Raw genomic sequence first — 15,406 nt, 5'->3', positions numbered from 1 at the left:
GATCCACTTCGGCTGATCGGCGCGACACACCGAGACGCCGATCGACAGCGCGAAGTGGATCACGAGACCGGTCAGTCGGCGACAGCCGGCAGCGGCATCGGCACCGCCGGCCGGGCCGGATACGTTCCCCACGGTTCGACCAGGTACGGGGTGAGAAAGGCCAGCAGCAGACCGAGCGCGACCCCACCGGGCAGATAGCCGATCGGGTCGTAGCTCTGTTGGTACTCCAGCCAGGGAATCAGCTGGCCGAACCCGAACGCGAGGATCATGCCGCAGATCAGGGCCACGTATCCAGCGGTCAGCAGCGCCACGCCGAGCCCGATGCCACCGCCGACGCGGCGCACGACAGCGAGGCGGCGCACGGAACCGACGCTGTGACGGCCGTTGTCGGCAGACCGGGACACTCGGCCTGCCTCCGTCACGCGGCTCACCCCCAGTGCGCGACGTGCTCGTGGTGCGCGGATCGCCGCGATGGTCAGCGCGGCGGCCGGCACGGCCAGCGCCGGCGCGACGGCCGCCAGGGGATAGCTGACCGGCGACGACATGCCGTCGCCGCTGAGCACCGCCGTACCGAACACGGCCGTACCGAACACGGCCACGCCGGCACCGACCGTGAGCGACCAGGCCGCCGCGGTTGTCTCGGGTAGCGTCCTGGGCGACGTCCGTGCCGAGGACGCGGTCACCGCGGCACTGGCGACGATCGCCAGTACGGTCGACAGGCCGACGGTCACGGTGAGCGCGACCGGCGGGACCGACGGCTCGTCGCTGAGGAAGACGCCGTAAACGTACATGCCCGGGACCAGGAACGCGGCCAGCACGGCGAGCCGCGCGATCAGCAACCTGTCGCGTTCCGGGGTGCGTCGACGGGTGGGGGCGAGGCGATCGGTCGTCCACCATGCCACGATCGTGAGCAGCAGCGCCCCGGCGGCCAGCCACGGCAGCGCGACCGGGGTGTGCCAGCCGGACTGGATCACACCGACGGTGGCGGCGAGCAGCACGACCGGACTGGCCAGTGCGGGCAGCAGCGACGCGCGACGGTACGCGGCGGCGGCCGCCAGGCACACCGCGACGCAGCAGATGGCGTACATCTGCAGGTCCTGCATCCAGACCCGGCCGGTCGAGGTGTCCCACTCGGCCCAGCCGGCCGGCACCGCGTCGGTGTGTGGCCACGGCGTCTGCAGCCCGATGTTCGGGGTCAGGTAGGCGAGCGTGACCGCCCAGCCGATCGCCGCGCCCGCCGCCCCGCCCCAGGCGAGGAGCTCGCGCCAGGATCGGCGTAGCGGGACGGACTCCGGCTGACCGGCTGGTACGGCCGCCTGATTCGGTGCGACGGCCGGCTGACCGGGAACGATCTCCGGCCAGATCGGGTCGGGCCGGCTCGCCGGAATCCGGCCGGCCGCCCAGCGTGCCACGGCGAAACAGAACGCGTTCGTGGCGAGGGTGGCGACCGTGACGACCGGTGTGGGCAGCGTCGCCCACCAGGCGTACGGGGTGAACAGGTAGGCGACGAGCAGTCCGCCGCCGGTCACCGCCGTCGTGGCCACCAGCAGGCGCGGTGCCGGTGCCGGTCGAGGTCGCGGTGGCGCTGGCGGTCGGGGCCGGACCGCCCGCACCGTGTACGCCAGCGACAGCGCTACCGCGCCGAGCAGAATCCCGGGCGGGATCGGCAGCGGTGTCCGCGCCCCATCCGGCCCGGCGACAAGCGAGGCCGTGATGGCGCTCGCGGTCAGTGTGATGGCGGCGGTGCCTGGTACGGCGGCGGCGAGCGCCCACCGGGTGGCGCGGCGGGCGAGGGTCGCCACCAGGATGGTCAACGGGATCAGTGTCCCGGCGACGACGGCCGGGCCCGCGACGGTGCCTGCCGGTCCGGTGACAGCGATGGTGAACGTCGGATCGGCGACGATGAGCGCCAGGTGGCGTACGGCCGATTCGGCGACGACCAGCCCGGCCAGCACCGGGACCGTCGCGGCGACGCACCACAGCCGGCTGACCGGTGCTCCCCGCCGTCGGCGCATCCGGTCGGCGAGCAGTACGCCGCAGCCGATCCCGGCGGCGACGTGCCCGGCGCGGTGGAGCAGGGTCAGGACCGCCGGCAGGTCGTCGCCGGTGCTGGTGGCCATCCACAGTGGTCCGTTGGCGAGGATGGTCAGGACGGCCGCCGCCAGCGGGGCGAGGAACAGTGCGACGACGTGCAGCGCGGTCCGCTCGATGCGGTCGACCGGGACCGTGCCGACGGCGCCGATCGGGGATTGCCTGGCACAGGCGAGACTGGCCGCGAACCGGATCTGCCGCCAGGCGCGTACCGGCACCGCAACTCCCGGCTCGTGACCGAGCGTGTACGACTCGGCGAGCCATTCGCGGATCAGTTCGTCGCGGTCGGCGGGCGGCCAGCGGCGGGCCGCGACGACGAACGCGCGGTGGACCAGCCGGCTCAACATGCTGGTCACGTGGTTTCGGGAGCGGCGGTGCCGGGCCGGCCGGTGGCCGGCCCGGCGTGCCCGGGGGCGTGCGGGCGCAGCGTGGCGTAGAGCGCGGCCAACTCGGTGCGGGCGGCGACCAGGCCGTCCGGGGTGAGCTGGTAGTAGCGCCGGGCCGGGCGGCCTTCGGCCACTGGGTCGATCTGCTCCCACTGGGCGTGCACCCAGCCGGCGGCCAGCAGCCGGTTGAGGATCGGGTAGAGGGTGCCGCTGGGCTGCCTGGTGGCCCGCATCAGCTCCAGGCCGTAGCGGCCGGTGCCGGGGTCGTCGAGCAGCGCCGCCAGCACCCGGGCCACTCCGGTGGTGATCTGGACCGGTCGCGTCATGCCGGCAGCATACTCGGACCTCTACATAGGGTCCAGCTTGCCGTCGCTGACCGAGCCGCTGACGACGTCGCTTCACGGACGTGTCGCCCACGTGTCGCTGACGGATATCCGGTTGCCGGCGGCTGAGACGATCATCCGGTGCCGTACCCCACCGCCGAACTGCTCGCCGCCGGAGACCCGCTGACCCACCGGGCCCGGATGTCCGCCCTGGCCGGACACGCCCGCCGGCTGGCCGCCACCGGAGATCTGCCGGCCGTACTGGCCGAGTTGGCGCAAGGCGACTCCCACCAGCGGTTCCTCGGGCTCACCATGGCGGTGATCGTCGGCGACCAGGCGACGGTGCGGGCCGGATTCACCGACCCGGACCGGCGGTTGCGGGCGGTCGCGGTCACCGCGTACCTGAGCTCCGGCTGGGCGGACCCCGACGAGGTGGCGGCGCTGCTGCACGACGCCCCGGCCGACCTGCGGCGTACCGCGTACCGGACGCTGCGCGCCGCCCGCCGCGCCGACCTCGCCGACGCGCTGATCGACCCGGTCCGCGTCCGGTTCGGTGACGGCGAAGCCGCGGTCCTGCTGCCCGCCTGCGGCCCGGAGACCGTCGCCCGGCTGCTGCCACCGCTGTCGTACACCGTCGGCGGCGGCACCGCGCTGGCCCGCCGGCACCCCACCGTGCTGCTCGACTTCGCCGACACGCAGCTCGCCGGCCGGCCCGGCGTCGCCCGCGAGGACTGGTGGTCCGAGTGGGGACGCGCGGTGCTGCACACCGCGCAGCGACATCCGACGCGGGTGTTCGACCTGCTGGAGCGGTACGCCCCGACGACCCGCCTGCCCGGCGAGCTGACCGCGTACGGCGTGCTGGCCGGTGCCGATCCGGCGCGGACCCTGCGGCTGCTCACCGCCCCGGCGCGGGCCGGCTGGCTGCGCGGCCGGACGCTGCCGTCCGGACTGCTGTACCGGCTGCGCGACGCCGACCTGACCGACCTGGTGCCGCTCGGGGTACGGCTGCGCGGCACCGACCACGCCTTCGCCCGGCTGCTCGCCGCGCTGGCCCCGGCCCGTCGCGGCGAGCTGTACGACGCGGTGACGGCCGATGTGGACACCGCCGACCTGCTGCTGTCGGAGCAGCTGCTGGCCGTGCTGCCGCGCCGCTGGCAGCACCGGGAGGCCCGCCGGATGCTCCACATCGACCGGGTGCGGTCCAGCGAGGACCTGACGCTGACGTACACCGCGTTCCTGCCCTGGGCCGAGGCCGAGTCGGCGCTGGTCGCGGCGGCCCGGCGCGCCGACGCCACCGCACGGGGCACCGGCTACACGCTGCTGCTGGCCGCCGCCGGGCGCAGCGCTGACCCGGCGTCCGTCGTCGCCGCCGTCGAGCAGCTGCGCCGGCTGCGCAACGACCAGGATCCGGTACGGGCCCGCGCGTTCACCGCGTTATCGCAGGTCGTCGGCCTGCTCGCCCCGGCGACGGTGCCGGCGCTGACCGACGTCGTCACCCAGGCGGTGGCCGCCCGGGACACCTCGTCGGCCAGTCTGACCGCGATCGGCGGGCTGGCCGGGCAGGTGCTGCGCCGGCACGCGACCGACCCGGCACTGGTCGGCTGGGCGATGCAGACCTTCGACACGCTGTACGACGGCCGGCAACTGCCGTTCCTCGGCCGGCTCGACCAGGTGCTGCGCCGGGGCCAGGAGCACGACCTGTTCACCCGGATCGCACCGTGGATCGAGGGCGCGGCGGCCCGGGACCGGTTCGAGCCGCTGTTCGCCGTCGCCTGGTCGCTCGGTCGGCGCGCCTGGCGGCTGCCGCACCTGCAGCGGCTGCTGCGCCGGGCGATCCACCCCGGCGTGGTGTCGTCGGTGTTCCGCCGGGCGGTGACGCTGTGGCTGGCCGACCCGGCGACCCGGGCCGACCGGGTCGGCGAGGTCCTCGCCGTCGACCCGTCCACAGTGGAGATCCACGAGGTGTGGCAGGCGATCTGCGCCCGCCGCACCGACCTGCTTGACGAGGTGTTCACCACCCCGGCGGACCAGCGGGCCGGCAAGTTCCTCTCCGCCGGTGCCCGCTGGGTGCCCGGCCCGGCGCACCGGGTCGCCCGGTGGCTGCCCCGCCACCAGCAGGCGTACGCCGACCTGCTGGCGTCGATCGCCGCCGACCGGAGCATGGCCAAACACCATCGGGTACGGGCGATCAGCTGCGCCGCCCCGGTGCCCGGTGCCGGCTGGGCGGTCGTCGCCCGGCACCTCGACGCGGCGGACGTCACCCTCGCCGAGGCGGCGCTGGCCGCGCTGGCCTGGACCGACCGGCCGGACGAGGCGCTGCCGGTGCTGCTGCGGCACGTCGACGACGACCGGGCCCGCGTCGCCGTCTACGCGGCCGGCCGTACCGCCCGGCTCGTCGCACCGTCCACACTGGTCGCCACGCTGACCGACGTGGCCCTCGGCACCGGCAAGGTGACCAGCCGCAAGCAGGCCCTGCGGCTGCTCGCCCGGTACGGCCCACCGGAGGCGTTCGACGTGGTCACCGCGGCGTACCAGCGGGTGGACCAGCACCCCGACGTGCGGGCCGCCGCCGTCGCCGCCGCCCGGCAGCGACCCGACGTCCCGGCCAGTTGGACGATCCTGGCCGGTGCGGCTGGGACCGTTGGCGCGGCCGGCACCCCTGGCACGGCTGGCATCGCTGACGCGGCTGGTGTCGCTGACGGAGCCAACGTGGCCGACTCGCCGACACTGTCGCGGGCCGAGGTGTCGGCGCTGCTGGACGCACCGCCGTCGACCATCGCCGAGCCGGACCGCCCCCGGTACGCCGCCCTGGTCGTGGCCGCCACCGGCAACCCGGACCCGGAAGCGGCCCGGCTGGCCTGGGCGGCGTTGCCGGCCTGGGCCCGCTGGGCACCCGACCTGACCGGGTTGACCGTCGCCGCCCTGACCGACCTGGACGACCCGTACCGGTGGGCGTCGGCGATGCGGGTGGTGACCCGGCTGCTCGACGAACCGGCGGCGGCAGCCGATGGATCGCTGTCGGCAGCTGACGGGTCGCCGGCAGCCGCCGACCGGTCGCCGCTGGTGGTCGCGGTGGACGCGCTGGCCCGGCTGGACCGGTCCGACGACCGGCCGGGTGACCCGGCGGGGGACCGGCCGGCCCGGCGCCGCCTCGACCGGCTCGTCGACGCGGCGGTGCGCTGGTGCCGCGACGCCGACCCGGACACCGACCGGGCGGCGGTGCGGGCCGCCGCGCGTACCCTCGTCGGGTTTGCCGATCTGATCCCGCAGGCGGCCCGGCTGCTCACCCACCTGGTGCCGCTGGCCGCACCGACCGCGCCCCCGATCGTGGCAGAGCTGGCCGCGCTCGCCGACCTGGTCGCCGACCGGCCGGTGCTGGCCGGCCGGCTCGCCGAGACGCTGACCGACCAGGTACGCCGGGCCGAGGGCAGCTGGGACCCGGCGGTGCTGACGGCCGTCGTCGGGGCGCTCGCCGAGCGGGGTGACCTGGCCGCCGGGCTGTTCGCGGTGGCGCTGGTCCGGGCCGGTGACCGGTACGGCTGGTCGCCGCCGTGGCGGTCGCCGCTGCACCGGCTGCGCCGCCATCCGGTGCCCGATGTCCGGTCGGCGGCCCTCGACATCGCGATGGCGTCCGGCTGAGTCCGACCGGGCGTTGACCTTGCCCGGCTGCCGCACCATGATCGGCAACCGGCAGGTCGGTGCCGGTCAGGTGTTCGGGAGACGAGGGGTAAGCGTGCAGCGAACGGGGCGATCGCGGCCGTACGGAGGTATCGGGTCGGGCCGGTGGGTCCGGGCGGTGGCCGGGCTCGTCACGGCCGTCGTCACGGTGACCGTCGCCGCCGGCTGCGGTGACGACGAGCGGATGGCCGCCTTCGAGGAGGCGATCATGCCGATCGTCGTCGAGATCGCCAAGGAGTCGGTGGCGGCGCTGCCGGCGCCGTACCGGATCGTCGCCGAGGTCGGCATCTACGCCACCGAGGAGGCGGCCCGCGAGCAGGCGGCCGACCAGGACGCCACCTACCTGTTGATCAACCAGACGATCGACGGTACGCAGCGGGTCAGCGTCTTCCGCATCGACACCACCCGCAAGCTGCGGATCGACATGGACGGGCGGTTCGTCACCGAGATCGAACAGAACCGGATCACCATCACCGCCGACCCCACCGTCGACTCCACGCTCGTGATCACCGACGCACTGGACAGCGAACCGGTGTACGCCGGCGACCGGCTCGTCTTCGACGGTGACGACCTGCACTACGACCTGGACACCGGGCGGTTCGGCGACCCGGAGCAGGATCCGGAATTCGCCGCGGCGGTGGATCTGGTGGAGCCCCGGTTCGCCGGCACGTGGAGCTCGCTGACCGGCGGCCAGGCCGCGCTGCGTAACGGCGCACAGGCCGCAGACTGGGACGAAGGTACGCCCACCCTCGGCGGCTGCTCGTCACTGCCCGACTCGGCCTGGAACGACGAGGAGGTCGTCCAGGGCATGTTCAGCGGCAACCGGTGGCGACGGCTGTTTCCGGTCTACTGCATCCGGACCAGCGACGGGCGGTACGGCACGCTCACCCAGCGCACGTCGGTCGACGGTGAGGAAGGCCCGCTGCAGCTGGAGTACGTGCTGTGGAAGAAGCCGGGCGACTGACCAGGGTCGGCGGCGTCCCGTTTGCGCGGTTGAGGTCCGTCTGGGCGCTTCAGCATGGCGCGGCGGGCGGGTGGCTGAGGCACCGGGCGCGGGGAACATCGGCCGGCCGGGCGGCGTTGGATCCCGGCGTTGGACCGAGTAGGCGAGCGGCCCGGCTGATCTGCCGGGCCTGATCCGCCTGATCTGTCGCCCGGCGCGGGTACGGCCGGATCTGCGACCCCGCCGGGTACGGAATGCCGGGTACCCCCGGATGGTTGTATCCGGTGCGCCGGTGAGACCGCCTCCCGCCTGGGCCGGCGGGTGTGCGCAGGTCGGAGCGCATCATTTGAGTTCGACTTTTTTGTGCGTGTTCTGTTCTGTTCTGTCCCGTTCGTGACCGGTCATCGACCCGGTGGGTCTGGTGTCCGGTTCATTCCCCTCGGAACGGAGATTCTGCTATGAACACGATCTTCCGTAATTCTTTGCTGTCGGTTGCTGGTGTGTTGACCGCCGGTGGTGTGGTGGCCGCTCCCGCCGTTGCGGCGCAGGCGGCTGGTCCGGGTGCCGCTGATGGTGGTGCGCGTGAGGTGGCGGTGCAGTACGAGGCGCAGCCGAATTTCTACTACTGCGGGCCGGCGGCGACGCGGATCGCGTTGACGGCGCAGGGTCATGCTCCGTCGCAGGATGAGGTGGCGGGCAAGTTGGGGACGACCGAGGCCGGCACCGACTCGGCTGAGGAGACGACCCGGGTGCTGAACGAGGTGACCGGTGGCGACGAGTACGAGACGGTGTCGATCGGTGCGGCCGCCGCCAAGCCGGAGCATGTGGAGAAGTTGAAGGCTGATGTGCGTGAGGCGGTGGACGACGACCGGGCCGTGGTGGCGAACATCATGGGTACGGCGTCGGATGTCGACGGGGTGGCGCACTCGTACGAGGGTGGGCACTACCTGACGGTGACGGGTTACCGCGATGGTGGTGACACGGTGAAGATCGCTGACCCGTACTTCGAGGGCCAGGAGTACTGGATGGACCTCGACGTGCTGGCGGACTGGACCGCCAAGCGCGGCTACTCCGCCTGAGCCGTCCCTGAGCTCTGCCCAGGTCGAACCGATGAGGTTGCTTGACCGGTCCGCTGGCCGGGTCCCGTACGCCGGGACCCGGCCAGCGGCGTTTGGCGTGCCTGACGTTGCATTTTCGTCGGTGGCAGGGTGTACTGTGAAGCAGAGGTTAGAACGGGTGTTCGATAACAGGTAGCTCTGCTGGTTGGGTCCGCCGGTCAGCAACGGCACCACCGGAGTCGACACCCGTACTGGCCGCCGGGAGGAGCGATTCGCGGCGCGAGTCCCGGCAGTGCGGCGCCGCGAGCCGCACGCCCCGGCACTGGACTTTCGCGGGTCCAGCGCCACCAGGCAGGACCGCTGCCCGCCGCCCCCGACCCCCGGGCGGCGGGCAGCGGACCCCGCCAGCATCGCCGGTGCGGATGCGGTGTGGGGAAGCATCCGCATCCGCACCGGCGACGCCCCGCCGACGTCTTCCTCCGTGGGCGGGCACCCGAACAGGTGAAACGCGCGGAGGAGGAACCATGCCGACCACTTCGGCACCGGCTCATTCGGCACCAGCCCCGGCCACGACCGCAGTCCCGGCCCAGGCACCCACGGTGCCGGCGCACCTGCTGCCCAACCGCACCCCGGCCCAGTTGCTCGTCCTCGCCCGGCACGGGCTGACCGAAGCGGGCAGCACCCGCCCCGACGGGCTGCGGTACGCGGCGGCCCACCTGTCCGCCCTGCGCGCCGCCGCCGCGATGCTCGCCGCCCGCGCCCGGCCCGCCCCGACCCGCCGCAACCGGGTCACCAGCGTCTGGGCCCTGCTGATGATGGTCGCTCCCGAGATGGCCGAGTGGGCCACCTTCTTCGCCGCCGGTGCCAGCAAACGGGCCGCCGCCGAAGCCGGCATCCCCCGGGTGGTCACCGCCCGGGAAGCCGACGACCTGCTGCGCTCCGCCGGGCAGTTCGTCTCCCTGGTCGAGGACACCCTCGGGCTGGCCCACCAACCAGCTCTCGACCCGGCTCTCGACGGCCTGGCCGCTGCCTGACCAACCAACCCCCGCACCGGCGTGACCTCTGTCGCCGCCGGCACTCGTGGTGCCGGCGGCGACCACGCGCGCACCAACACCAAGACCAACACCAGTGAGCGAAACCCGGGGGAGAGAAGCAGGATGGCGGGGCGAATGGTGGCCGGCACGGCGGCACTGTCCGCGGTCGCCGCCGCCAACCTGGTCCGCCCGGCCAGCGCGCTCGCCGGCGGTGCCGGCTCAGCGGCGACGGCCGGTACGCCGGACCCGACCGGCCTGCCCGGTTCGGCCGGCATCGACCAGGTGCTTCCCGTCCCGACCATGCTCACCGGCCTGCTACCCGGGCGAGGGCTGCGTCGCGGCTCCACTGTCAACGTGCTGCCCCACCGGTCGGCCCGGCTCGGCGCCACCTCGCTGCTGCTCGCCCTGCTCGCCGAGGCGTCCCGGGCCGGCCTGTGGTGTGCCGTCGTCGGAGTGCCGGCGCTGGGTGTGACCGCCGCCGCCGAGCTGGGCATCGCCCTGGACCGGCTGGCCCTGGTGCCCAACCCCGGACCGGACTGGCCGGCGGTGGTCGCCGCGCTGATCGACGGGGTGGACGTGGTGGTCGTCGCCGCCCCCGCCGCCGTGACAGCGCAGGTGACCGGCAGGCTCGCCGCCCGGGCCCGGCAGCGGGGCTGCGTGCTGGTGCCCTGCGGCCGGTGGGACGCCCCCGACGTCACCCTGCAGGTGGTGAACGGCCGCTGGGAAGGGCTCGGGCCGGGCCGGGGCCGGCTCCGCCGGCGGGAAATGGTCGTCTCCGCCCGGGGCCGGGGAGCGCTGAACCGGCCCCGGGAGATCCGGATCTGGTTGCCCGGTGGCCCGCCCCCGGCAGCCGCCGCGCCGACCGGCGGCATCACCCGCCGGGCCCGCCGCGCCGAGCTGACTTTGGTGCGGCGGGGATGAGCCGCACTGAGCTGACCCTGGTGCGGCCCGGATGAACGCGGTCACCCCGGCCGGCCGGCCCGGCTCGCCCACCCGGGCGCTGGTCGTCTGGTGCCCCGACTGGCCGGTGACCGCCGCCGAGATCATCGACGGCGTGCCGGCCACCGGGCCGGTCGCCGTGCTGCACGCCAACCGGGTGGTCGCCTGCTCCGCCGCCGCCCGCGCCGACGGCGTACACCCCGGGTTGCGCCGACGGGAGGCGCAGAGCCGCTGCCCCGGGCTCACCGTGCTCGACCACGACCCGGCCCGCGACGCCCGGGCGTTCGAGCCGGTCGTCGCCGCGATCGAACAGGTCGTCGCCGGGGTCGAGGTGCACCGTCCCGGAGCGTGCGCCGTCGCCGCCCGTGGCCCGGCCCGCTACTTCGGCGGCGAGGAGGCCGCCGCCGAGCAGATCGTCGAACACGTCGCGCAGGCCTGCGAGGTCGAAAGCCAGGTGGGTGTCGCCGACGGGTTCTTCGCCGCCGGGCTGGCCGCCCGTACCGGCCGGATCGTCCCGCCCGGCGACAGCCGCACGTTCCTGGCCGGGCTGCCGCTGCGGGTGCTCGGCCGACCTGACCTGGCCGGCCTGCTGCGCCGGCTCGGTCTGCGTACCCTCGGGGATTTCGCCGCGCTGCCGGCCCGCGACGTGCTCGCCCGGTTCGGCCCCGACGCGGCGCTGGCCCACCGGCTGGCCGCCGGGCGCGACGAACAGCCGTTCACCCCCCGACAGCCGCCGCCCGAACTGTCCGTCACCGCCGACTACGACGAACCGCTCGACCGGGTCGACGCGGCCGCGTTCGCCGCCCGCGCCCTGGCCGAGCAGCTGCACGACCAACTCAGCGGTTACGGACTGGCCTGCACCCGGGTCGGCATCGAAGCGGTCACCGCACACGGCCAGGAACTGCACCGCGTCTGGCGGCACGACGGCATGCTCACCGCTGCGGCGATCACCGACCGGCTGCGCTGGCAGCTCGACGGCTGGCTCACCGGAGCCGCCGCCCGTCGGCCGGGTGGCGGCACCGCCGCGGCACCGCCGGCACCCACCGCCGGGATCGTCCGGCTGCGGCTCGTCCCGGACGGGGTGCTCGCCCGGGTCGCCCTGCAGCCCGGCCTGTGGGGGGAGATCGGCGCGGAGGACGCCCGGGCCCGCCGGGCGTTGACCCGGGTGCAGGGGCTACTCGGGCCGGACGCGGTGGTCACCGCCGTGCTCGGTGGCGGCCGGTCCCCGGTCGACCAGGTCCGACTGGTGCCGTGGGGCGACGAACGGGCCCCGGCCCGGCCCGGTCAGCCGCCGTGGCCCGGCCGGCTGCCGCCACCGGCACCGGCGGTCGTGCTGCCCGCCCCGCTGCCGGCCGAGGTGTACGACGCGGCAGGCGAACCGGTCACGGTCAGCGCCCGGCTGGTGGTCAGCGCCGCGCCGGCCAGGGTCGCCGTCGGTACGGGTGCCCCAGTCGACGTCATCGGCTGGGCCGGCCCGTGGCCGCTCGACGAACGCTGGTGGGCACCGGCCGAGGCGCGCCGCCGGGCCCGGTTCCAGGTCGCGCTCGCCGACGGCAGCGCCCTGCTGATCGCCCGCACCGACGGGCGCTGGGTGGTGGAGGCCGTCTATGACTGACGACCCGATCGTGGTCGACCCGCTCGCGGTCGACGGTGACGGCGGCGACGCGCCGGGCTGGACCCGCAAGCGGGCACCGTACACACCGCCGCCGGCACTGACCGCACCGTCGACCGTGCCGCTGGTCACCGTCGGGGGCGGGCCGGTCACGCCGTACGCCGAACTGCACTGCCACAGCAACTTCAGTTTTCTCGACGGGGCCAGCCACCCGGAGGAACTCGTCGAGGAGGCGGTCCGGCTGGGGTTGACCGCCCTGGCCGTCACCGACCACGACGGCTGCTACGGGGTGGTCCGCTTCGCCGAGGCGGCCGCCGCGTACGGGCTGCCGACCGTGTTCGGTGCCGAACTGACCCTCAGCGCCGTGGACGCCGCAGACCGGCGGGCGGCACCGCGCACCGGGGAGCCGGATCCGGCCGGGCGGCACCTGCTGGCGTTGGCCCGTGGCCCGGCCGGGTACGCCCGGCTGGCCCGCGTCATCTCCCGGGCGCAGCTGCGCGGCGGCGAGAAGGGCCGACCCGACTACGGCAACCTGGAGCAGGTCGCCGCCGAGCTGCGTGACCACGTACTGGTGCTCACCGGCTGCCGCAAAGGGGCGGTGCCGGCGGCGCTGCGTACCGGCGGAACAGCCGCCGCCGACGCGGAGCTGGACCGGCTGGTGGCGCTGTTCGGCACGGACGGCGTGGCGGTCGAGCTGACCGACCACGGGCATCCGGACGACGGCGACCGCAACGACGCCCTCGCCGAGCTGGCCCGCGCCCGCAGGCTGCCGACGGTGGCCAGCGGCAACGTGCACTACGCCACGCCGGCCCGGCACCGGATGGCCGCCGTGCTGGCCGCGATCCGGGCCCGGCGCGGCCTGGACGACATCGACGGCTGGCTGCCCGCCGCCGGCGCCGCGCATCTGCGCTCCGGTGCCGAGATGGCGGCCCGGTTCGCCGACTACCCGGGTGCGGTGGCCCGGGCCGCCGCGTACGGCGCCGAGCTCGCCTTCGACCTGCAGCTGGTCGCCCCCCGGTTGCCCGACCACCCGGTGCCGGCCGGGCACACCGAGATGAGCTGGCTGCGGGAGCTGACCTGGCGGGGCGCGCTGGAGCGGTACGGCCCCCGCGAGGCCCACCCGGAGGCGTACCGGCAGCTCGACCACGAGCTCGACATGATCGAGCGGCTGGACTTCCCCGGCTACTTCCTGGTCGTGCACGACATCGTGGCGTTCTGCCGGGAACAGGACATCTACTGCCAGGGGCGGGGATCGGCGGCCAACTCGGCGGTCTGCTACGCGCTGCGGATCACCAACGTCGACGCGGTCCGCCACCAGCTGCTGTTCGAGCGGTTCCTCGCCCCGGAACGCGACGGCCCCCCGGACATCGACGTCGACATCGAGTCCGGCCGCCGCGAGGAGGTCATCCAGTACGTGTACCGCCGCTACGGCCGGGAACACACCGCCCAGGTGGCCAACGTGATCTCGTACCGGCCCCGGTCGGCGGTGCGCGACGTGGCCCGCGCGTTCGGGTTCTCACCCGGCCAGCAGGACGCCTGGAGCAAACAGATCGACCACTACGGCGCGGTCGCGGCGGCCGGGGAGGACATTCCGGCGCAGGTGGTGGCGTACGCCGACGAACTGCAGACCTTCCCCCGGCACCTGGGCGTGCACTCCGGCGGGATGGTGATCTGCGACCGGCCGGTGATCGAGGTGTGCCCGGTGGAGTGGGCCCGGATGCCAGGGCGCACCGTGCTGCAGTGGGACAAGGACGACTGCGCCAGCGTCGGCCTGGTCAAGTTCGACCTGCTCGGGCTCGGCATGCTGACCGCGCTGCACGACGCGCACGACCTGATCGGCTCCGAACTGGACCTCGGCGCCATGTCGCTGGACGACCCCGAGGTGTACGCGATGCTGTGCCGGGCCGACTCGGTCGGGGTGTTCCAGGTGGAGAGTCGCGCCCAGATGGCCACCCTGCCCCGGCTGAAACCGACCTGCTTCTACGACCTGGTCGTCGAGGTGGCGTTGATCCGGCCCGGCCCGATCCAGGGCGGCTCGGTGCACCCGTACATCCGCCGGCGCAACGGCCAGGACCCGGTGACCTACCCGCATCCGCTGATGCGCAACGCGCTGGAGAAGACCCTCGGCGTGCCGCTGTTCCAGGAGCAGCTGATGCAGTTGGCGATCGACCTGGCCGGCTTCGACGCCGCCGGGGCCGACCAGCTGCGCCGGGCGATGGGGTCGAAACGGTCGGCACAGCGGATGGCCGCCATCCGCGACCGGCTGTACGCCGGGATGGCCGGCCGGGGCATCACCGGCGAGCTGGCCGACGACCTGTACGTGAAGCTGAGCGCGTTCGCCAGCTTCGGCTTCCCGGAGAGCCACGCGATGAGCTTCGCCTACCTGGTGTACGCCAGCGCCTGGCTCAAGCGCTACCACCCGGCGCCGTTCCTGGCCGCGCTGCTCAACGCCCAGCCGATGGGGTTCTACTCGCCGCAGACCCTGGTCGACGACGCCCGCCGGCACGGGGTACGGGTGCACCGGCCGGACGTCAACGCCAGCGGCGCGGCGGCCACCCTGGTCGTCGACGCCCGTACCCGGTGGGGTGGCGCGCCGGGGGAGCCGCCGCACCAGTGGGGGGTCGGCGGCCCGCAGGTGCGCCTCGGCCTGTCGGCGGTCCGCGGCATCGGCGACGACCTGGCCGAGCGGATCGAGGCCGAGCGGGCCGCGCACGGGCCGTACCGGGACATGCCGGACCTGGCACGCCGGGTCGGGCTGACCGCCGCCCAGCTGGAGGCGCTGGCCACCGCCGACGCGTTCGCCTGTTTCGGGCTGACCCGCCGGCAGGCGCTGTGGGCGGCCGGGGCCGCCGCGCAGGAACGCGCCGACCGGCTGCCCGGGATCGCCGTCGGGGTCGCGGCGCCGGCCCTGCCCGGTCTGGACGAGGTCGACGCGCTGATGGCCGACGTGTGGGCCACCGGGCTGTCACCGGACACCCACCCGGTGCGCTTCGTCCGGGACCGGCTGGCCGCCGCCGGGGCGGTGCCGATCGCCGCCCTGGGTCGGGTCGACGCCGGCACCCGGGTCCGGGTCGGCGGCATCGTCACCCACCGGCAGCGCCCGGCGACCGCCGGCGGGGTGACGTTCGTGAACCTGGAGGACGAGACTGGGATGCTCAACGTGACCTGCTCACCCGGGCTGTGGCAGCGCTACCGGACGGTGGCCAGGTCCAGCGCCGCCCTGCTGGTGCGGGGCCGGCTGGAGAAGGCCGAAGGGGTGATCAACCTGGTCGCCGACCGGCTGGACGCGGTGACCACCCCGGTCAGCCCGGCATCCCGGGACTTCCGCTGAATACACAGTCG

At 74.6% G+C, this 15,406-nt stretch carries 9 protein-coding genes; 7 read left to right on the top strand and 2 right to left on the bottom strand.

Annotated elements, in window-relative coordinates:
* Positions 1-71 precede the first annotated feature (71 nt).
* The gene (locus ACN27J_RS09410) at positions 72-2,447 is read right to left on the bottom strand and encodes a hypothetical protein (RefSeq protein WP_421365194.1); all 2,376 of its coding nucleotides are present in this window, start codon (positions 2,445-2,447) and stop codon (positions 72-74) included.
* Positions 2,444-2,803 carry a PadR family transcriptional regulator gene (locus ACN27J_RS09405; protein ID WP_421365192.1) on the bottom strand — a complete coding sequence of 120 codons (360 nt, stop codon included), beginning with the start codon at positions 2,801-2,803 and terminating at the stop codon, positions 2,444-2,446. The genes ACN27J_RS09410 and ACN27J_RS09405 overlap by 4 nt, the downstream gene beginning before the upstream one ends.
* A 138-nt stretch (positions 2,804-2,941) precedes the next feature.
* On the opposite strand from ACN27J_RS09405, the gene ACN27J_RS09400 reads away from it, so the two are divergent.
* From ACN27J_RS09400 to ACN27J_RS09370, 7 genes are all read left to right on the top strand, one after another.
* Entirely contained in the window at positions 2,942-6,439 is a 3,498-nt protein-coding gene (locus ACN27J_RS09400; RefSeq protein WP_421365189.1) for a hypothetical protein, read from the top strand.
* A 157-nt stretch (positions 6,440-6,596) separates the two neighbouring features.
* Positions 6,597-7,442, top strand: coding sequence for a hypothetical protein (locus ACN27J_RS09395; protein ID WP_421365187.1), 846 nt, complete (start codon positions 6,597-6,599; stop codon positions 7,440-7,442).
* A gap of 437 nt (positions 7,443-7,879) precedes the next feature.
* Positions 7,880-8,500 carry a C39 family peptidase gene (locus tag ACN27J_RS09390; protein ID WP_421365185.1) on the top strand — a complete coding sequence of 207 codons (621 nt, stop codon included), beginning with the start codon at positions 7,880-7,882 and terminating at the stop codon, positions 8,498-8,500.
* Between the two features lie 503 nt (positions 8,501-9,003).
* On the top strand, positions 9,004-9,513 hold the full coding sequence (locus tag ACN27J_RS09385; RefSeq protein ID WP_421365183.1) for an SAV_6107 family HEPN domain-containing protein: 510 nt from the start codon (positions 9,004-9,006) through the stop codon (positions 9,511-9,513).
* A 123-nt stretch (positions 9,514-9,636) separates the two neighbouring features.
* Positions 9,637-10,434 (top strand): hypothetical protein, encoded by a 798-nt coding sequence (locus ACN27J_RS09380; RefSeq protein ID WP_421365181.1) that lies wholly within the window; start codon positions 9,637-9,639, stop codon positions 10,432-10,434.
* Between the two features lie 31 nt (positions 10,435-10,465).
* Complete coding sequence (locus ACN27J_RS09375) at positions 10,466-12,067, top strand: DNA polymerase Y family protein (RefSeq protein ID WP_421365179.1); 1,602 nt, start codon at positions 10,466-10,468, stop codon at positions 12,065-12,067.
* Entirely contained in the window at positions 12,060-15,395 is a 3,336-nt protein-coding gene (locus tag ACN27J_RS09370) for an error-prone DNA polymerase (protein WP_421365178.1), read from the top strand. Before ACN27J_RS09375 ends, ACN27J_RS09370 begins: the two co-directional genes overlap by 8 nt.
* The last annotated feature ends 11 nt before the right edge of the window (positions 15,396-15,406 follow it).

The organism is Solwaraspora sp. WMMB762, from assembly GCF_049179115.1.
Classification (GTDB): Bacteria; Actinomycetota; Actinomycetes; order Mycobacteriales; family Micromonosporaceae; genus Micromonospora_E.
This window is presented reverse-complemented; position numbering and strand designations above follow the sequence as displayed.

Coding starts and splice junctions, on each gene's coding strand:
- ACN27J_RS09405 (WP_421365192.1), bottom strand. CDS start 2,803: ATGACGCGACCGGTCCAGATCACCACCGGAGTGGCCCGGGTGCTGGCG.
- ACN27J_RS09390 (WP_421365185.1), top strand. CDS start 7,880: ATGAACACGATCTTCCGTAATTCTTTGCTGTCGGTTGCTGGTGTGTTG.
- ACN27J_RS09385 (WP_421365183.1), top strand. CDS start 9,004: ATGCCGACCACTTCGGCACCGGCTCATTCGGCACCAGCCCCGGCCACG.
- ACN27J_RS09380 (WP_421365181.1), top strand. CDS start 9,637: ATGGCGGGGCGAATGGTGGCCGGCACGGCGGCACTGTCCGCGGTCGCC.
- ACN27J_RS09375 (WP_421365179.1), top strand. CDS start 10,466: ATGAACGCGGTCACCCCGGCCGGCCGGCCCGGCTCGCCCACCCGGGCG.
- ACN27J_RS09370 (WP_421365178.1), top strand. CDS start 12,060: ATGACTGACGACCCGATCGTGGTCGACCCGCTCGCGGTCGACGGTGAC.